The 19734-nt window shown below is 30.8% G+C and carries 17 protein-coding genes; 1 reads left to right on the top strand and 16 read right to left on the bottom strand.

What is annotated here, in order from left to right; translation table 11 throughout:
* Window positions 1-5: 5 nt before the first annotated feature.
* Together thrC and L3B98_RS25860 are read right to left on the bottom strand one after the other, a co-directional pair.
* Entirely contained in the window at window positions 6-1463 is a 1458-nt protein-coding gene (gene thrC / locus L3B98_RS25865; protein WP_238918823.1) for a threonine synthase, read from the bottom strand.
* 161 nt (window positions 1464-1624) lie between these two features.
* Window positions 1625-2563, bottom strand: coding sequence for a hypothetical protein (locus L3B98_RS25860; protein ID WP_077361370.1), 939 nt, complete (start codon window positions 2561-2563; stop codon window positions 1625-1627).
* Window positions 2564-3272: 709 nt separating this feature from the next.
* On the opposite strand from L3B98_RS25860, the gene L3B98_RS25855 reads away from it, so the two are divergent.
* Entirely contained in the window at window positions 3273-4247 is a 975-nt protein-coding gene (locus tag L3B98_RS25855) for an alpha/beta hydrolase (protein WP_238918822.1), read from the top strand.
* Between the two features lie 115 nt (window positions 4248-4362).
* Here L3B98_RS25855 and L3B98_RS25850 read toward each other — a convergent pair whose 3' ends face one another.
* The 14 genes from L3B98_RS25850 to hemC all read right to left on the bottom strand — a co-directional run bounded on the left by L3B98_RS25850 (window position 4363) and on the right by hemC (window position 19714).
* Window positions 4363-5580, bottom strand: a complete 1218-nt coding sequence (locus L3B98_RS25850) for an endo-1,4-beta-xylanase (RefSeq protein WP_238918821.1) — start codon at window positions 5578-5580, stop codon at window positions 4363-4365.
* Window positions 5581-5627: 47 nt separating this feature from the next.
* Complete coding sequence (locus L3B98_RS25845; RefSeq protein WP_238918820.1) at window positions 5628-6398, bottom strand: polysaccharide deacetylase family protein; 771 nt, start codon at window positions 6396-6398, stop codon at window positions 5628-5630.
* Window positions 6399-6474: 76 nt separating this feature from the next.
* On the bottom strand, window positions 6475-6681 hold the full coding sequence (locus L3B98_RS25840) for a chitobiase/beta-hexosaminidase C-terminal domain-containing protein (protein WP_238918819.1): 207 nt from the start codon (window positions 6679-6681) through the stop codon (window positions 6475-6477).
* A 17-nt stretch (window positions 6682-6698) separates the two neighbouring features.
* On the bottom strand, window positions 6699-7562 hold the full coding sequence (locus tag L3B98_RS25835) for an alpha/beta hydrolase-fold protein (RefSeq protein ID WP_238918818.1): 864 nt from the start codon (window positions 7560-7562) through the stop codon (window positions 6699-6701).
* Between the two features lie 181 nt (window positions 7563-7743).
* Complete coding sequence (locus L3B98_RS25830) at window positions 7744-8730, bottom strand: non-reducing end alpha-L-arabinofuranosidase family hydrolase (protein ID WP_077361360.1); 987 nt, start codon at window positions 8728-8730, stop codon at window positions 7744-7746.
* A gap of 39 nt (window positions 8731-8769) precedes the next feature.
* Window positions 8770-9726, bottom strand: coding sequence for an endo-1,4-beta-xylanase (locus L3B98_RS25825; protein ID WP_077361358.1), 957 nt, complete (start codon window positions 9724-9726; stop codon window positions 8770-8772).
* A gap of 120 nt (window positions 9727-9846) precedes the next feature.
* Window positions 9847-11118, bottom strand: coding sequence for a glucuronoxylanase (locus L3B98_RS25820; RefSeq protein WP_238918814.1), 1272 nt, complete (start codon window positions 11116-11118; stop codon window positions 9847-9849).
* Between the two features lie 78 nt (window positions 11119-11196).
* Window positions 11197-12774 carry a glycoside hydrolase family 43 protein gene (locus L3B98_RS25815; protein ID WP_238918813.1) on the bottom strand — a complete coding sequence of 526 codons (1578 nt, stop codon included), beginning with the start codon at window positions 12772-12774 and terminating at the stop codon, window positions 11197-11199.
* A gap of 887 nt (window positions 12775-13661) precedes the next feature.
* Window positions 13662-14213, bottom strand: coding sequence for a DUF3867 domain-containing protein (locus L3B98_RS25810; RefSeq protein WP_015391588.1), 552 nt, complete (start codon window positions 14211-14213; stop codon window positions 13662-13664).
* A 52-nt stretch (window positions 14214-14265) separates the two neighbouring features.
* The gene (locus L3B98_RS25805; RefSeq protein WP_238918812.1) at window positions 14266-14892 is read right to left on the bottom strand and encodes an epoxyqueuosine reductase QueH; all 627 of its coding nucleotides are present in this window, start codon (window positions 14890-14892) and stop codon (window positions 14266-14268) included.
* Window positions 14893-14928: 36 nt separating this feature from the next.
* Window positions 14929-16209 carry a glutamate-1-semialdehyde 2,1-aminomutase gene (gene hemL / locus L3B98_RS25800; protein WP_238918811.1) on the bottom strand — a complete coding sequence of 427 codons (1281 nt, stop codon included), beginning with the start codon at window positions 16207-16209 and terminating at the stop codon, window positions 14929-14931.
* 75 nt (window positions 16210-16284) lie between these two features.
* Window positions 16285-17259 (bottom strand): porphobilinogen synthase, encoded by a 975-nt coding sequence (gene hemB / locus L3B98_RS25795; protein ID WP_015391585.1) that lies wholly within the window; start codon window positions 17257-17259, stop codon window positions 16285-16287.
* A gap of 56 nt (window positions 17260-17315) precedes the next feature.
* Window positions 17316-18791: a uroporphyrinogen-III C-methyltransferase gene (cobA, locus tag L3B98_RS25790; protein WP_238918810.1), complete on the bottom strand. Its 1476-nt coding sequence runs from the start codon at window positions 18789-18791 to the stop codon at window positions 17316-17318.
* A gap of 47 nt (window positions 18792-18838) precedes the next feature.
* Window positions 18839-19714 (bottom strand): hydroxymethylbilane synthase, encoded by an 876-nt coding sequence (gene hemC / locus L3B98_RS25785; protein WP_238918808.1) that lies wholly within the window; start codon window positions 19712-19714, stop codon window positions 18839-18841.
* Window positions 19715-19734: the final 20 nt, after the last annotated feature.

Below are 19734 nucleotides of genomic sequence, written 5' to 3'. Positions count from 1 at the left end.
TGCCCCTATGCATTTAAGTAAGATAATAGAGCATCTCTCATCTCTGACTTATCCCATACTTCATCATGTAATACTTTAGCAGTTTCCAAACTGCTTAAGTTATTTGGTATCTTATTGCTTGTTTCAGTTGATAACTTTTCTAATACTTTAAAATCATCTATTCCTTCTACATCAATATTAATAGCATTACAAATGCTTCTTGGAAATTTAAATGGACTTGCTGTTGAAAGAACTAAGGCTGGTTTATCATCCTTTGTATCTTCAACATACTTATTTTTAACTACATATGCTACTGCTGTATGAGTGTCCATTAAATAACCGTCTTTTTCATAAACTTCTCTTATTGCTTTATAAACTTCTTCAGTATTTGCAAAGTTTCCATAGAATTCTTTTATAAATCCTTTGATTTTTTCATTAACTTCATAAACACCTTTTGTATTTAACTCTTTCATTAATTCGCTGACAACTGATGTATCTCTTCCACTTGCTTCAAACAATAATCTTTCTAAATTAGACGACACAAGTATATCCATTGACGGAGATTCTGTTAGTACAAGCTCTCTCTTCTTATCATATACTCCAGTTTCAAAGAAATCTGTTAAGACTTTATTTTCATTAGATGCACAAATAAATTTATCTATTGGTAATCCCATTTGTTTAGCATAATAGCCTGCTAATATATTTCCAAAGTTACCTGTTGGAACCACAACGTTTATTGGATCATCTAATTTAATTACACCTTGATTTACTAAATTAAAATAACCGTAAAAATAATACACTATTTGAGGTACAAGTCTTCCAATATTAATGGAGTTTGCCGAGGATAAAATGAATCCTTTTTGAGCTAGCCCTGCTCTAAACTCATCATCTCCAAAGATTTCTTTAACTCCTGTTTGAGCATCATCAAAATTCCCCTTTATTCCGATGACCTTAACATTGTTTCCTTCTTGACTTGACATTTGTCTTTCTTGAATTGCACTTACTCCATTTTTAGGATAATAAACTACAACTTTGAAGCCTTCAACATTCTTAAAGCCTTCTAGAGCAGCTTTTCCTGTGTCTCCCGAGGTTGCAGTAAGAATTGTTATATCTTCTTTAACATTACAAAGCTTTTTAGCTCTCTTCATAATTTGCGGCAAAAATAATAATGCAGCATCTTTAAATGCACATGTAGGACCATGATATAATTCTAAAAAGTTATTTTTAACTTCTACACTGAATCTATCATTATATGCATCATTAATTGCCCCCATTAATTCTGCATCATCAATATCCGTAAAATATTCATTAATAACTTTAAATGCTAAATCTTCATACTTAACTTTTGTGTCCTTTTTCAACTCATCATATACCTTTGGAAATTCATCTGGTACATATAAACCGCCATCTTTGGAAATTCCATTGATTATAGCTTGAGCTGATGGCATATCTTTTTCCAAACCTCTAGTACTTCTAAATTTCATTATAAATTCACCTCAATACTGTATTAGAAATGCATAAATATTCATCTTTGCTGTCAAATGTGAATATATATTAGCATCCTTCATCTTGTTTTCTATATTACCATGTATTTTACAGATACACAAGTGTTTTTCTATAAAATACATGAGTTTTTAATATTTTTTTACATGTAAATGTTTAATGGCATAATTTGAATCGCACATTCATTTATTCTTAAATTTGGGCACTCTGGTACCAAAATATTATTTTTCTTTAAACATTCTAAAAGTGGCTTGCATCCCTCTATAAACCTTTCATAAAATTCTTCCTGTCCTGTTTTCCTAAGTAAACTTATAGAGTCAAATTCCTCTGTACAGGTTTTTATTACTTTTCCTACTACTCTGCACTTACAATTTATATTATCAAACATATTAAATTTACTATTCAAAAAATTATCTTGATTAACAGTTAAAATAGCTGTTCCGTTGCCACTTTTCATTATCAAATCGACAGTGTTATTATATGCTAATATGCTCTTTATATAAGTCAGCATTTTTAGATATATAGAAAAATTAATATTTAGATTACATTCTTTAGTTATATTATCCAAATATTCTGGTCCAAATATAGTTATTAAATTAATAAGCGTGTCAATAAAAGGCATAACACCTTTGTTAGTAATAGTACCATTAAGTTCTATCAAATCTCCTGCCTCTATATTATTATTCTCAATATCATTTTCATGCTTATGTTTTAATTGATTATTCTTATTAAAATAGTCTATTAAACTCCCATTTAACACAAAGGTTGTGTAGGTAGTTTTAATTTCTTTTTCTTCTCTTATGCAATTTCTTGCATCTATATCTTTTTCCATATGATGACTTAATATATTATTACTAGCTTGCAATTTATTCTTATCCTTATACCCTTCTCTTTCAATTCTAGTAATACTTCCCTGATTGGAATCTTCAATTCTATCTCCTTCATGAAAGCCTGCTGCTAAAGACCTATCGAATGCTTGCTTCTGAGTTACTGTTTCTATAAATCCAGTTAACACTAAGGATGATAAATTTGTAACTAAAGGCTCATCTAAATAAATAAGTATATCAAAAGGATTATTCATAAATTCCCCTTCAAACAAATTGATAACTAATTATTTTATTCTTATATATTATTAATATTCATATATCTATAAAATATTATTCATATATAAGTTCTAATTACAATTTAACATCTCTCTTAACTAAATCTTACCTCTATGTCATATTTTTCTCAAATTTTTACTAATAAGTTACAAAATTCTTACTTTCTAAATTCACCTAGTTTTTTGTGCTATAATTTATGTATAAGTTATTCTTAATATAGAAATTATATTAAGGTATGTTTAAATCACATTTTTTAATTCAAAATATATAACCTTTATAGATATCCAAATTAATAATTCAACTTATAAATGTAATATATATGTATTATTAAGAAATTATAATCGTAACACTACACTAGAAATCAGATACATTTTTCTGGAAGCAGGCATGTGAAATTGAGCTGATGATGGTTCTTAATGGGGGCTTGTTTCATTTAAAGCTTGTCCAGATTTTATATCTGGAACACGCTGAAATGACGACAAGCTGCCATTTAGAACCTTCCAGCGAAAATTTCACTAGTCCTGTGGAAGATAAATGTATCTGATTTCGGTAATTGTTGCATAAGTCTAATTCTCGCTTTGGATATCTTTACAAAGTGAACTTTATATTTTGAAAATTTTATAGAAGGAGAGACGCCTAATTTACTTTTATAATTTTTTTAATTTATTATTAGGCCCGTGAATTATCATGAAGAAATTTTTCAAAACATTTTTTCTTATTTTATTAGCTGTAGTCATTGCTTTTACTACAATATTTCATAAAAGAATATTACTAAGCTATAGAATTGTTGATAAATATATTTTATCAAAAGAGTCAGTGCTTGCTTCACAAGAATTTAATCCAAGCATAGCTCTAAGTTCTATGAATTATAAGGATGTCATTTATAAAAACACTAATAAGGTTCCATTATCATTGGATATTTATGGTCCAACACGACAAGTTTATAAAGCTTCCCCTATACTCCTTTATGTACATGGAGGAAGTTTCGCATATGGTGATAAGAATATTCCTGATGCTTTAAGCCCTCTTCTAGATACTTTTAGAGATCAAGGCTATACAATAGTAAGTACTTCCTATGAATTAATGAAAAATAAAGAAAAATTTAATAAGCAGATATCAGATGTTAAAGATACTATAAGATGGCTATACAAAAATAGTTCAGCTTATAATATTGATACTAACGAAATAGGAGTTATAGGTATCTCTTCTGGGGCTTACCTTTCACTTATGGCCAGCTATAGCAAAGAAGATGAATTTGTTGATGACTCAGAATTAAGTAAATATCCTTCAAGGATAAAATATTTAATTGATTTTGCTGGTCCAACTGACTTAAGTCTTTTAGATACTAAGAATTTAAACTATGATTTATTGAAAATTTTTAAATCTATAAAGAACAAGAATGATTTAACAAAAAAATATAATCCTATAGATTATGTTACTGCATCAATACCTAACACTTTAATAATTCATAGCAATTCTGATTCTATGGTTCCATACGAAAGTTCAAAAGAACTTTATGATAAATCCAATCAAGTGCATGCAAAAGCTAAGCTAATAACTTTAAATAGCAGTGCTCATGATTTATCAACAATTTCAAATGAAGATATCACTTCAATTACAAAAGGTCTAGCAACCTTTGTAATTCTTAATTCCCCTTTATAACAAATACATTAAAGCAAGCTGTGCACTAAATAATTAGTGTACAGCTATTTTTTTCAAAAAATGAGCTATTGCTAACGGGTTTTAATCCGTTAATGCAATAGCCCAAAGATATTAATTATTTCATGGTATATCCAGCATCAAAATATGCTTTTAATACTGAATTATATGCTTCTTTTGGTGTTGAATAATTAGAATATAATAATGGTTTATTATATGTTGGATCATTACGACGCCATGAATGATCATCACTTAATCCCCACCATACAAGAGCTGTAATATTAGCACCTGATTTTTTAGAAGATAAAATAGCAGACATTAAGTCATAATAATATTTTGCTTGTTCTGATAGAGAAGTACATCCAACATCAAGTTCTGTAATTTGAATTTCAAAGCCTGCTTTCGCAAATGAATCTAATGCATTTTTATAATAAGCAACTGATGGGAATTGAGTACTTAAATGAGACTGCATACCTATTCCTGCACATATTTTTTTACCTGAATTAATGTAATTAATCAAACTGATAATATCATTTACTTCCATATATTCGTTATAATCATTATAGAATAATTTAACTTTATCTGTTAATTTATAATATGCTAATGTATCATACGCATATTGAAAAGCTTGCTTTACAAAGCCTGGTTTTGTACCTAGATTTCCATAAATCTTTTGCCATCCAGAAGCTTTATCACTTTCCGCAGGTGCTGCATGTAAATATTCATTTACAACATCCCATGCATAAATTACACTTCCATATTTACTTGAAAATACATGTCCCATAACAGTTTTAATATAGAACTCCATTCTCTTATCCATAACTGCTGGAGTTACATATCCTCCATTACCGTTATAGCCTGTTCTGAAATACCAATCTGGAGTTTGTGAATGCCAAACTAGTGTATGACCACGCATTGATAATCCATTGTCATAACAAAATTTCAACATATTATCTACAGTTGTAAAATTAAGTTTTGGAACTGTACTTTCTGGATAATTATCAGGAATATAGTACCCAAGTGCTTTTGCTTGTGATATAGAAATCACATTTGCAGAGGAACCTAAAATAGCATCAGGTTTCATTTCATTTTCTGCAGTTAAACTATTGTATTCCTTCTTTATAGCCTTTATTGCATTACTATCTGAAATTTGAGATCCATTTAATATATTTCCTACCTTTCCAAACACTTTACCATAAGTGTTTAATAAATTGGCATTACTTGGGACAGATGCTGCTACATTAGTTGTTGTTGCTGCATTTACTTGAATTCCCGAAGTAAGAAATGTAGACATCATAAGAGTTGCTGACAAAATTACGCTTAGATATTTTTTCATATTTTTTCCTCCCTTAATATATAATTATTATCTTAATATTTTTATAGCTAGTTCCCAGTTGTTATTTTCTTTGTAAATGTTGTAATGTTATCGGTATTAATAATGGCTATTCTTGGCATATTCATTAAGTCACTAGAATCTGTAGCCATTCCCCCACCAACTTTAAATGCCATCTTTACATTTAAACTTTTTAATACATTAACAAAATTGTTACTTGATTCACCAAATGGATATGCAAAGTATTCTACTGGTTTGCTTGTTAAAGTTTTAAGTTTAGTAGTTGCACCACTTACCCTCTTTGTTAATTCTGCAGTACTCAAATTTGCTATATGTCCATGTGTTGTAGAATGATTTTCCAACTCTATTTTGTTATTTGCAACTGTCTTGAGTTGATTTTCATTCATTATTCTAATTGTATCTGATGAGCTTCCCCAAGACGTTCCAATCTGATCTGTAACAACATATTCTGTAGCATTAAATCCATATTGTTTAAGTATTGGATATGCATTATTATAAAAGTCTATTGTTGCTCCATCAAAGGTTAGAAGAATTGGTTTTACTGGCATAGAAGCTTTTTTAGTAATGATGTTATAAAATTGATCATTAGTAAGCGTAGTATACCCATTGTCTTTTAAGTATTTCATTTCCTGCTTAAATTCATTTAAGCCTATTTGCCAAGTGTCATTTACATTAGGATTTGTCTCAATCCTATGATACATTAGTACTGGAATTTTTACTGATGTTGCAGCATTTGCATTAAACGTAAAAGCTGACATTATAATTACAATACCAATAATTGAAATAATAATTTTTTTCATTAAACCTCCTCCTATAATGCTTAGTCATTTTACTTTCTATTGTCTTGCTTTGCTGGAAATGGTAGTTGGAGAAATTTCAACACAGCAGTTCTCCACTTTTTATAGCAATAGCTTTTAATATCGTAGTTTTCGATATTGTTATTGGGCTTTTATATACTGTAGATAAAGTTGTAGGAATGCTTCCATCAGTTGTATAATATATAGCTTCACCTGAAGTTTTACTGCTAATAGTTACTGTTTGAGCAGAACTATAAGTTCCTGCAGCAACACTTAAAGCAGGCACTTAACTTTAGATGCGTCTTACTTACCCACAGTATATCCTGATTTCTCTAACATTTGGAGAAAGCTCCACAAACTTGGTTTCCAAACACTCCAGTCGTGCCCTCTACCTTGGTATAACCAATAGGTATTTGAAATTCCTTTAGAATCACAGAATTCATGCACTCTTGTACCAAAGCTAATAAGATTATCATTGGTACCATAAGAAATAAATAATAGTTTTAACTGTTGTTTTGCTGCAGTGCCACCATCAGGAAATAATGTAGAATTTGAATGGGTATTTGGGGCTGCAGAATAAGCACCAACATATGGAAATAAGTTTAAATTTGGTAAACCAATATTAAACGATTGTCCACCTCCCATTGATAATCCAGATATAGCTCTGTGAGCCCTGTCAGTATAAACTGAATAATTCTTTTCTATATAAGGAATTAAACTTTTAATCAAATCTTTAGTTAAATTTTCATAACCATCAGATACTCCTGCTCCAGTTGCATTACAACTTGGCATTACTATTATTGAAGGGCTAATTTTCCTTGATGCAATGAGATTGTCGGCAATAAGATTCGCATTTCCTCCACCATTAGTCCAATCATTCTCACTTCCACCAATGCCATGTAATAAATACATTACACTATACTTTTTGTCTGCTGAATATCCTGGTGGTAAATAAATCTTTGCCCTACGTTGACTGTTTGTTGCTGTTGACTGGTAATAAATATATTTGACAGTACCATGTGAAATATTACTTTTAAAGCTATCAAAGTCTGATGGTGGCATAGTTGGACTTGTTGATGTTGCTGCTAATGCTGTGCTTGATGAACCACATATAAATGTTAAAAGCATCATGCACATTAGTAATACATTAAAAATCTTTTTTTTCATAAATTTATCCTCCTCATCTCATTTTAAATTAATTAATTTTTCATAGCCTTTTATATACTCTTCCGAACATCTATTGTTTAAATCACAATTTAATGACTAAATCCAATATATGATTTAATACTTTCTATAAATTACCTGAATTTAATTTGATTGTCTCTAAATTCTGAATAGATGCTATCTCTTACTTATAATTTTTTATTATCCCAAGATTCCATTTAATTTTTTCATATGCAACGTTACCATCAGTAGAACCTTGAATTAAGAAATCAGCTTTATTAATATCATTAATCTCTAGTTTTTGATTTATGCCTGAACGAAGTATTTCACCATGAGAAACGCGATTTGTCCACTTGTTGGCAGTGTAAGATAAATTGTGGTATGATGCCCACTTTTCACTAACCTTTGTCCATGGACCACTTAAACTACTAGCTTGATGTAGTTCATAATACCTATTATCCTTCATATCTTCAACTATCATATAGTAATTATTATCTGCTTTAGATTTATAAACACAAGCTCCTTCAAAAGTATCTTTTACTGCCACTGTAGCTGGTCCCCAACCATTTGGAAAGTTTGCAAGAGATGTTTTACGACAGTAAATATTATGCGAACCATCTGATGGTGTATTGAAAAGATATGCATATTTATCATCACAGATAACCCAATAATCCCAACCCATGTTTCCACTAGCCCCCAAAGATTTTGGTCCACTCCATGAATTTGGATCATCTATATTAGTTGTTGTTGCATAACAAGCTCCTAGGCTACCTTGGTAAATGAGATACCACATTTGTTTAGACTCCATATAAAAAACTTGTGGTGCTCCATAACTTCCAGTTCCATTTCCATTTAAGTTCAGCTTTTTATGCTGAGCACTGCTTAGCCCATTAATTGTAGATGCAGAAGCATATCCCATTTGGAACTTACCAGTTTTATCATAACCAGTATAAAACAAATGATATTTGCCATTAGCATAAACTATAGATGGATCCTTAACTGAAACAGCATCCCATGCATTTGTTGGCCCATTATAAAAACATACTGAACCTACTTGCCAAGTAGGATTTGGATTTGCTGCAGCATTGGCAGCTATAGAAGTCATTGTAGTCATTGTTCCTAAAAGCATAGCTAATCCTATTGAGAAAATACCTATTTTTCTATTTATCATTCAATATCTCTCCTTTACTCAATTATTAAATTATATTAATTAATGACTTGCTAAATATGATTTTAACCATTTAAGTGCTGGACGTTCAGTTCCATTTGAATTAATCAAATGAGTATTACTTTTCCATGTTTGCCCTTGGATATATCCCCATAAGGTTACGCCTTTAACATTAGGGTTTTCCCATAATACTGGGAATTTTTCCTTATATCTCGCTAATTGTGTTGCATCATCACCAGTTATATCAAGTTCTGATACATATATTGGCAAACCAGTTGCTGATAATTTGTTTAAAACATTATTCATTGTGCTTACAGAAACCGTATCCATATTAAATTGATGACATTGAATACCTATTCCATCGATAAGACCTCTGCTCTTAAGTATATTTATAATTTTTACATACTTATCGGCTTCACTAGGGTTTCCAATGATACCATATTCATTAATTAGTAATTTTGAATTAGGAAATGCCTTTCTTGCTTGTTCAAAGGACCAAACAACCCAATCCCAGCCTGTTGCACCATCTCCACCTATAGCATTCTTAAAATCTATTTTAGTATGCAACGGTTCATTTACAACATCTACAAACTCTGAACCCGAATACTTTTGACCTGCAGCTTGAATCCACTCAGATATCTCTGCTTTTTGATCTGCCGCTGAAAGACTTGTTATCCATTTTGGTGCTTGAGCTCCCCACACTAATGTATGAAATTTAAATTTTAACCCCTTGCTTTTTGCATAATTGTAATCAGTATCTGCACCAGACCAGTTCATTCTATCTCTGGTTGATTCAACCGATTCCCACTTAGTGGCATTTTCTGGTGTTACTTGATTCCAGTAAGTTGTGAAATTAGACGGAACACTATTTCCAATTATGTTTCCTATAAACTTATTTTTAGACATTGCAGCATTTGCATTTATAGAAGTAGACATTGAAAAAAATAAACTAAGTGCAACTGCTCCTACAGACATTTTGATAACTTTTGATCTTAACATAATAATCCTCCTTCAACTTTTTATATTCTTGATAAGTTATAATGGAATGTACCATTTATATTTGGGGATATTAATATAGACATACAAATTAGCAATAATATACTTATACTTAAAACCACTCTAATTAATTTCACCCACAAAGGTAGTCACACTTTGTGCTGGAAGTGTTGCTGTAAAACTTCCATTAGATACATTTATACTTGAAGCTGATTTAGCCAAGTTTGCTGTTGCTGTAGTCTGCCATGACGATACACTAGAAACTTTACTGTTTGAAACATTAAAACTTTGCTTTACTTCAGAAGTTCCTTTATTTATTGCAACAATAACTACTTTATTATTGCCTTTATACGCAGATACATAAACATTTGTTGTTGGATTCTTTGTTGCATCAACTCTTACATATCCAGGACGAACAAATTTAGAGAAATGAGCCATCATGTAACCACGCTTGCTTACATTACCATCTTCTTTAATGAAACCATAGGATCTTCTAATGTACCACCATACATATGATTGAAAATCTCCCTCTACCATAGCATTATTTATATGTTCTGCAACATCTAATGCTTCTGGCCAACGATCTGCTGAATTAGCATCACTATTTGGTACATATACTTCTGTCATCCAAAGTTCTTTTCCAGCTCCTTTTTGTTTAAAAAGTGGATAAGCAAAATCACTAACCTTAGTACCATAAGTATGGGTGCCGAGAATATCCATATTAGCAAGAGCTTGTGAATCATTCAAAATAGGATTGTACATATTTTTTTGATAAGAAAATGACTCAGGAGACATTACCTTACAATTTATTGTTCCAGCATTTTCTTTCATAAATTTGAGTACCTCTTGTGGTGTCCACCATGTCCACTCTTTTCCATAATCAGGTTCATTTTGAATAGATATAGCATACAAATTTACACCATTATTCTTCATATATGAAACAAAATCATTAAGATGCTGTGCATATGCAGCATACTTATCATACTTAAGTCGCTTTGCTGATGTATCACCATTACGATTAAAAGTCTCAGTCATGTCACTTGGTGGATTCCATGGTGTAGCAAAAACTATTGCACCGTGTTCAATTGCTTTTTTTGCAGTTGGCAACTCTTTATACCAATTATTTTTATTATCATCTACATAAATTCTCAAGACAGAAAGGCCTAACTGATTTTCTCCATTACCAAAAGCTGTTTCTCTTTGACCTGCTGTTAAATCTCCAGCCCAAGCTGGAAGATTCATTCCTCCAAAACCGCGAACCACTTGCTTTTCTGCTGATAAATTTATTGAAACATTTGATGCAGCATTAGCTGTTGCTGATAATCCTACACATAGTGAACCCGTTATAGAAATCGTTAACAATGACAATAATAGCCTTCTTACCTTAACATTCATTTCTACCTTCTCCCTTTCATGCAATTTTATTTTATTAATATTTGGACTTCTCCATGTAATTTGTAATTAACCTATTAATTAAGAAATAAATTGCCAATAGTCAATATTAAATAAGTTGTTAGTGCCATTTCCATTAAACTTAAAGTAAACATTGTGCACTCCACTAACACTCTTTACGTCACATTTCATTTCTTTCCATTGTTGTTCTCCACCTGTAGGACTTACATTAATGGTGCCTATAAGCTGTCCATCTAAACTATCCAAATGTATTTCTATTGTTCCTCCTACAGTAGATGCAATATTAGCCTTAAATGATTTAGCTCCACTTCCAAAATCAGCTTTTGATACTGCAAGCCAATCACCGTTATTTATATTTGTAACATCAAGATTAATACTACTTACCATGCTTCCTGAAGCTTTACTTTTTTCAGTTGAAAGTCCACTATTCCATCCAATTGTCTCTGCCTCAGTCCTTTTATATGGATTAAGATTAGCAACTTGACCCACACCTTGCATATCAGCTTGAACCGTCTTTATAAGTCCGCTTCCATCATATTCAAGCTTATTGATATGTGGTGAACGGTATCCTTTTGTAATTCCCATTGCTTTTCCAAGCGTTTGAGCATGATATGTTACATACCATTGATTCTTAAATTGAAACACAGCATGATGATTATTTCCGCCTACTCCAAAATAACTTCCTGGATTTTTAAGAAAAGTACCTTTATAAGTAAACGGTCCCATAGGATTATCACTTACCATATAAGCAATTTCTCCTTGAGGTGGAGTTCCTGTTGGATGTGTACCAGAAAAATTAGAACAATATGAATAATAGTATTTTCCATTGTATTTGTGAATACCAGAATCCTCGAACATAAAAGGTGAATCAATTACTGATGCATTTCCAGTAGTATGAATCATATCACTATCTAATTTTATGACTCTTCCTGTTTTAGGATTTGCAATTTGACTTTGACTAGGGCTACTTCCTCCTGGTATTCCCCCACCAAAATACAAATAACCTGTTCCATCATCATCCATCAATACTGCTGGGTCAAAAAGCCATACAACACCATTTACTCCTGGAGTGCTAGTAGTAACAATAGGTTTTCCAATAGGATCTGTCCATGGTCCAATAGGTGTATCTGCTGTAAGAACTCCTATTGCTCCTCCATTATTTGCGAAATACATAAAAAACTTTTCTTTTCCATTAATAATCTTATGTGTAACAGCTGGCGCCCAAGAATTACTTGCCCATTTTGCTGCACCATTCGATCCTGCAACTGGAATTTCACCATGATCTGTCCAATTTACCATGTCATCGGATGATATACATGTTATAGTCTTAATATTACTATAATCATTATCAGATACATTTCCGTTTTTATACATAAAAGCATCACTGCTCATATAAACATATACTCTGCCATCATAAACCATGGCAAACGGATCTGCTCCAAACTTTTGAGTAATAAGAGGATTAGAATACCCTGGGGTTTTAGCAAGAGCACTTGTACTCACAACTGATACAGCTTGTTTTGTAGTAACTAATGCAGTCGTTCCTATATCTGTATTCGCACTTGCTGTATACGTATTCAGAGCAAATCCAGATAATAATGTAAATGTCAATAAAAACATTGGCGATCTTTTGATCATATTTACACTTCCCCTTCTTAACAATAAATATTTTCCTTCCTTTGTAACATAATTAAATATCCATTTTACCTATAAAATCCCCCCCTATTCAGCCACTTAAAAATCCCTATGCAATTTCCAATTTATGCATAGTTATTTTTACTCTTTGCTATTAAATTAAACTATTAATGTTCAAATAAAGACTAACATATGAATTAATCCAAGTAAATATATTAGTCGTTAAAGATACAAAATAAGTCATAAACGGAAGTTAATTATAATTTAATGTAAAATATTCTTTTTATTCCTTAAAATATATACTTTTCTCCAATTCAAAAAATAAAGTCCTTATTATTTATTCTATACACGTTTATTTTTAAAGATTTCATGCTTAATCAATTATTCAACTTAACAATTATAGATATCCAAATTAATAATTCAACTTATAAATGTAATATATATGTATTATTGAGAAATTATAATCGTAACACTACACTAGAAATAAAATACATTTTTCTGGAAGCAGGCATGTGAAATTGAGCTGATGATGGTTCTTAATGGGGGCTTGTTTCATTTAAAGCTTGTCCAAAAGTGAATGTCCAAAAAGTAAGTGTCCAAATTTTATATTTGGAAACATGAACTTTCTCCTTGGAGATTTTACATCTGGAACACGCTGAAATTACGACAAGCCGCCATTTAGAACCTTCCAGCGAAAATTTCACTAGTCCTGTGGAAGATAAATGTATCTTATTTCGGTAATTGTTGCATAAGTCTAATTCTCGCTTTGGATATCTTTATTTTATATAACAAAAAAAAGAAGCTTTCACTAACGGATTTTTTATCCGATATGTGATGGCCTCTTTACTGTATTTTTATTTGTACCTTTAATGATATCTTAACATCACTAACTAATATTCATAACTTTTTGTATTTTCACATAAAATTATATTTATCTTCTTATCATCAATAACTTTTTTATATGAACACAAAAATTCATTTAGTTCATTGTCATTTAAATCCACGTTCTTTTCACTTATTAAAATAACATCTGTATTTTCTAAAAATATCTTTAAATCATTTTTTTCATTTTTTACAAAATACTCAGACATTGTTCTTGTTGCTATTCTGCTTTTATATTTATCATGGAAACTAGCTGTCTTTTTCATAGTTTCATAATTATTGTTATTCATATTAAAGCCTGGAATATTAAATTGCTCTTCTATGGTAGATGGATCTATTCCATATCTCTCTAAAAATTTTTTTTGTATATTGATAAGTTTATCTTGAGATATATTATTTTCTTGCATATAAGACATTATATTTTTTGAGAAATCTGCCATATTCATTTTACCTTCAGCCAATTTATAATACATTGAGTAAATATATTCTTCAAACTTATCTACATCTTTATCTTTAACTTTATTTTTTAATTCATTGAAGTCTATGATTTTGTCAGACATTTGATCATCTCCTTTATTCTATAATAACAAGATTTCATCCACTGTAAATAGCCTATTTTTCCTTCATACTTTCATTTTTAGAAAATACACACCCACAATAATCTTGCCTATACAAGTTAAATTCTTTAGACAATTCTATTGAACGCTTATATCCTTCTTTTTTCTTAAAATCAGAATATAGATATTTTACATTATACTCTTCACTTAACATTTTGCCAATTTCATTTAATTTTTGTGAATTTTTATGAGGACTTATTGATAATGTAGTTGTAAAATAATCAAAACCAGCTTTCGTAGCGGCAATTGCGGCTTCCCTAAGTCTTAATTCATAACACTTAAAGCATCTTACGTTGCCTTCCTTATCCTCTTCTAACCCTTTTGCTATTTCATAGAAACTTTTTGTATCATATTCTCCTTCAACAAACTTTATTTTATTCTTAACTTTAAGCTCAGAAATAAATTTCTTTTGTTCTTCAACTCTTCTGGCATATTCTTCCAAAGGATGTATATTAGGATTATAAAAGAAAATTGTTATCTTAAAATATTGCGATAAATATTCTAAGACATAGCTGCTACAAGGTGCACAACAACTATGTAGTAACAATGTAGGTACTTTTTCTTCCTTTGTTAAATTTTCTATCAAAAAATCTAGTTCCTTTTGATAATTTATCTTATTCATATGTTGGCCATTTCCTTTACAAACTTAATATCATAATTAACAATTACATGCAAATTCTTCAAATGTCTTTATAAATTTATCAATGTGACTTTCTTCATGTTTTGCACTTAAAAAAATAGCTTCAAATTGTGATGGTGCAATGTTTATTCCATTCTTTAACATATGCTCAAAATACTTATTGAATTTCTCAACATCACATTTTTTAACATCATCGTAAGTTCTAACTACTTTAAGATCAGTAAAGAATATAGTCATCATTCCACCAACCCTATTTATAACTACTGGTAAATTATATTTTTTTGATATAGTTAGTACACCCTCTTCAAACTTAGCTCCCATTTTTTCTATATGATCATAATAATCCAAATTATTCTTAATTTTATTTAATGTTGCAAGTCCTGCTGCCATAACAATTGAATTTCCTGACATAGTTCCTGCTTGATAAACTCCACCTAATGGCGATAATTTTTCCATTATTTCTTTTCTTCCGCCATAAGCTCCACATGGAAGTCCACCTCCCATAATCTTAGCATAAGTAACCAAATCTGGTTTAACTTTAAATAGACTCTGAGCTCCTTTAAAGTCAACTCTAAATCCACTCATAACTTCATCAAAAATTAATAAAGCACCGTAAGAATCACATAGTTTTCTCAAAGTTTCCATGAAGTCATCTTCTGCTTTTATAACGCCCATATTTCCTGCTACTGGTTCAATAATTACTCCTGCTATTTCATTACCATACTTTTCAAACAATTCTTCTATTTGCTTCTTATCATTGTAAATACCTATTAACGTATTTTCTATACTCTCTTTTGGAACCCCAAGAGAACCATGAATTCCTCCAGTCATTACTCCTGAACCTGCTTCTACTAAAAATCCATCGAAATGCCCATGATAACATCCAGCAAATTTTACTATCTTATTTCTATTAGTATATCCTCTTGCTAGTTTTATTGCACTCATAGTAGCCTCTGTACCTGAATTAACCATTCTAATCATTTCAATATTATCTAAATTGGTGCACATAAATTTAGCCATGTCTAATTCTAATTTTGTTGGAGCCCCAAAAGCTACTGCCTTCAAACTAATTTTTTGAATAGCCTTTACAACATCTTCATCACTATGTCCAAGGAGTAATGGCCCCCACGCTAATACAAAATCTATATATTCATTATCATCTTCATCTGTAATCATTACGCCTTTTCCAGATTTTATTATAGGTGGATTTAAATTAATTCCTTTAAATGCTCTAACAGCACTGTTAACTCCACCTGGCATATACTTTTCTGACTCTTTAAATATCTCAAGATTCTTCACAATAATTTCCTCCTTAAGTTCTTAGTTAATTATGAAATCCCACTTAATGCTTTCATAATTAACTCATAACTGCTCCTAACTCCTAACTGAGTTAATTATTTTCGACGCTTCTAAAGCATGATACGTGATAATAATATCTGCTCCTGCTCTCTTAATTGACGTTAATGTTTCCATCATTACTCTTTCTTCATCGATAAGTCCAAGCTTACCAGCTGCTTTTATCATTGCAAATTCTCCACTTACATTATAGGCTACTAAAGGCAGATTAAAGTTTTCTCTACAATCCCTAATTATATCTAAATAAGCAAGTGCAGGCTTAACCATAATAAAATCAGCACCTTCATCTATATCCATTTGTGTTTCACGAATAGCTTCCATTCTATTTGCTGGATCCATTTGATAAGTTTTTCTATCACCAAATTGAGGTGCAGAATTTGCCGCGTCTCTAAATGGTCCATAAAATGCAGAACAATATTTTGCTGAATAACTCATTATACTTATTTTTTTAAATCCATTTTCGTCTAATGCTTTTCTGATAGCTCCAATTCTCCCATCCATCATATCAGAAGGCGCAATAATATCAGCTCCTGCTTTTGCATGAGATACAGATATCTTAGCTAAATAATCTAAGGTTTCATCATTATCCACATCTTCATCATGAATTATCCCACAATGTCCATGAGAAGTATACTCACACATACAAACATCAGTAACAACAAGTAAATTCTTATCTATTCTTTTTATTTCCCTTATAGCTTGTTGAACAATTCCATTATCATTATAAGCTTCTGAACCACATTCATCCTTATGTTCTGGTATTCCAAAAAGTAAAACTCCTGCAATATCAGCTTCTTTTACCTCATTAATTACCTCATGTAATCTATCAATTGAAAAATGATAATTTCCTGGTAATGAAGAAATTTCATTTTTTATATTTTTACCTTCAACAACAAAAATAGGATATATAAAGTCCTTGGAATTTAATATTGTTTCTCTAACCATATCACGAATAGCTGAATTTGCTCTAAGTCTTCTTCCTCTTTTAATCATAATATAATTTTAGTTGATCAAGAGTAATAATATCAATTACCTGATCACTAAAAGCTTCACTTCCTCTCTCTTAATAATAAGTTTTCTATTTCCTTTAAAAAACCATCTTCAGAATGTTCTTTACATACATAAGCCTCTATTCCTAATTCTATTAAAGGTTCATTTGTCTTAGGTCCTATAGCTATAACCTGTTTCTTTTTTATTTCATCTATTCCTAACATATCAACCATATTTTTCACCGTAGATGGACTTGTGAAAAATACTATATCAACTTCTTCAAAAGATTTTTTATTTACTACCTTACCGCAAATTGTATCATAAATAAATACTCTATCTACTTCAATACCTGTTTTAACTAATTCTTCATATATGTATTGCCTGCTCTTAGCTGAACATGGTAAAAGTAACTTTTCATTTACCTTTAAGTTAGGTTTCAAAATACTTACTAAGCCTTCACCTACAAATTCTTTAGCTTTTGCAAAACATACAATACCTCTTTTGTTTAAGGCTCTTTCAGTGGCACGGCCAATTGCAGAAATTTTTGCCTTAATTCTTCTTACATCATACGCTTTTTCAATTAAATAATCAAAAAATATTTCCACACTATTAACTGAAGTAAATACTATATGATCATAATCCTCTATTGTATTTAAATATTCATCTAACTTTTCTGCACAGCTTTCTATTTCTATGGCATTAAAGCTTGTAACTTCTGCACCCATTTTTACTAATTTCTCTTTTAGATTCTCTGACTGCTTTTTAGTTCTTGTAATACAGATATTTTTACCAAAAAGTGGTTTATTTTCATACCAACTTAAACTTTCATTTAAATTTACAACTTCTCCAACCACTATTATACATGGTGCTTTTAAATTTGCTGCTTTAACTTTTTCAGATACATTTTCTAATGTTCCTATTACCTTTTTTTGTTTTGCTGAAGTTCCTCGCATTACAACTCCACATGGAGTTAATGGTGATTTACCATTAGCTATTAACTGACTAATAATATTATCTAGATTGCTTAGCCCCATCATAAAAACTAAGGTTCCTTGTTCCCCAGCTAAAGCTTTAAAATTAACATTTAAATCTTGTGCTGATTTACCAGTTACAACATGAAAACTTTGTGCAATACCTCTATGAGTTATTGGAATTCCAGCATAATTCAATACTGCAATAGGCGATGTTACCCCTGGAACAACTTCAAAAGAAATATTTTCTTTTCTTAATTCTAATACCTCTTCTCCACCTCTTCCAAAAACATAAGGGTCTCCACCCTTTATTCTTCCAACTATATGTCCTTTCTTTGCAAGTTCAACCAAGAGTTCATTTATTTCCTCTTGAGTTTTTGAATGCGCCCCAGGCTCTTTTCCGCAATAATAAACTTCACAATTTTCATTTAAATAATTTAATATATTATTTGAAACTAATCTATCATAAAGAACAGCTGTACACTTCTTAAGTGCCTTTACTGCTTTCAATGTTAATAATTCTTCGTCACCAGGTCCTGTTCCTATTATATATACTTGACTCATAACACCCTCCTTGATTCAGTTCACAGTTCACAGTTCACAGTTTACAGTTATTTTCCCAATATCTTTTGGGCTAGGTTCTTTCCTAGTTCAATATTCTTTTCTTTGCTTCCTAGAATATCTTTTTTTACTATTTTTCCACCAATATCGTATATACCAATCATATATAAATCATTACCTTGAATTTCTGAATATGCGCCAATAAGGCTATGGCAATCACCATTTAATTCTTTCATAAAGCTTCTTTCAGCTTCTACTGTTAATTTTGCATTTGCGTCTTCCAATTTATTGAAATATTGTCTGCTTTCACTATTCCTTAAGCACTCAATTCCTAATGCACCTTGAGCAACTGCTGGTATAAATTCTTTTGGATCAAAATATTCAGTTATTAAATTTTCCTCATTTAACCGCTTTAATCCTGCACTAGCTAAAATAATGCCGTCTAAATTTTCCCTTTTCATCTTTTCTAATCTAGTTTGCACATTTCCTCTAATTGATACAATTTCCAAATCATTTCTAAGTAATTTAAGCTGACATGCCCTTCTAATGCTGCTAGTCCCTATTACAGCTCCTGATCTCATTTCTTTAAAAGGTATATTGTCCTTTGAAATAAGGACATCTCTTATATCTTCTCGTTCAGTTATTGCTGCAATTTCAAATTCACTGCTTAATTCATAGGGTACATCCTTCATACTATGAACCGCACCATGTGCTCTTTCCTCTAGCAAAGCAACTTCTATATCTTTGACAAAAAGACCTTTTCCTCCAATTTTAGTTAAGGAAACATCTAATCTCCTATCCCCTTCTGTAACTATAAGCAATTTTTCGCTATTTATATTAAACTTATCTTTTAAATCCTTCATTATTATTTCAGTTTGCACTTGCGCTAATTGGCTTTTTCTTGTTGCTATTATAAACTTATCCACTTTTCAATTTTCCCTCCTTA

The organism is Clostridium sp. YIM B02555 (assembly GCF_022320955.1).
Taxonomy (GTDB): domain Bacteria; phylum Bacillota; class Clostridia; order Clostridiales; family Clostridiaceae; genus Clostridium; species Clostridium saccharoperbutylacetonicum.
This window is presented reverse-complemented; position numbering and strand designations above follow the sequence as displayed.

Bases quoted from the DNA above. Each gene is read 5' to 3' on its own strand.
- thrC (WP_238918823.1), bottom strand. From the start codon at position 1,463: ATGAAATTTAGAAGTACTAGAGGTTTGGAAAAAGATATGCCATCAGCT.
- L3B98_RS25860 (WP_077361370.1), bottom strand. From the start codon at position 2,563: ATGAATAATCCTTTTGATATACTTATTTATTTAGATGAGCCTTTAGTT.
- L3B98_RS25855 (WP_238918822.1), top strand. From the start codon at position 3,273: ATGAAGAAATTTTTCAAAACATTTTTTCTTATTTTATTAGCTGTAGTC.
- L3B98_RS25850 (WP_238918821.1), bottom strand. From the start codon at position 5,580: ATGAAAAAATATCTAAGCGTAATTTTGTCAGCAACTCTTATGATGTCT.
- L3B98_RS25845 (WP_238918820.1), bottom strand. From the start codon at position 6,398: ATGAAAAAAATTATTATTTCAATTATTGGTATTGTAATTATAATGTCA.
- L3B98_RS25835 (WP_238918818.1), bottom strand. From the start codon at position 7,562: ATGAAAAAAAAGATTTTTAATGTATTACTAATGTGCATGATGCTTTTA.
- L3B98_RS25830 (WP_077361360.1), bottom strand. From the start codon at position 8,730: ATGATAAATAGAAAAATAGGTATTTTCTCAATAGGATTAGCTATGCTT.
- L3B98_RS25825 (WP_077361358.1), bottom strand. From the start codon at position 9,726: ATGTTAAGATCAAAAGTTATCAAAATGTCTGTAGGAGCAGTTGCACTT.
- L3B98_RS25820 (WP_238918814.1), bottom strand. From the start codon at position 11,118: ATGAATGTTAAGGTAAGAAGGCTATTATTGTCATTGTTAACGATTTCT.
- L3B98_RS25815 (WP_238918813.1), bottom strand. From the start codon at position 12,774: ATGATCAAAAGATCGCCAATGTTTTTATTGACATTTACATTATTATCT.
- L3B98_RS25810 (WP_015391588.1), bottom strand. From the start codon at position 14,213: ATGTCTGACAAAATCATAGACTTCAATGAATTAAAAAATAAAGTTAAA.
- L3B98_RS25805 (WP_238918812.1), bottom strand. From the start codon at position 14,892: ATGAATAAGATAAATTATCAAAAGGAACTAGATTTTTTGATAGAAAAT.
- hemB (WP_015391585.1), bottom strand. From the start codon at position 17,259: ATGATTAAAAGAGGAAGAAGACTTAGAGCAAATTCAGCTATTCGTGAT.
- cobA (WP_238918810.1), bottom strand. From the start codon at position 18,791: ATGAGTCAAGTATATATAATAGGAACAGGACCTGGTGACGAAGAATTA.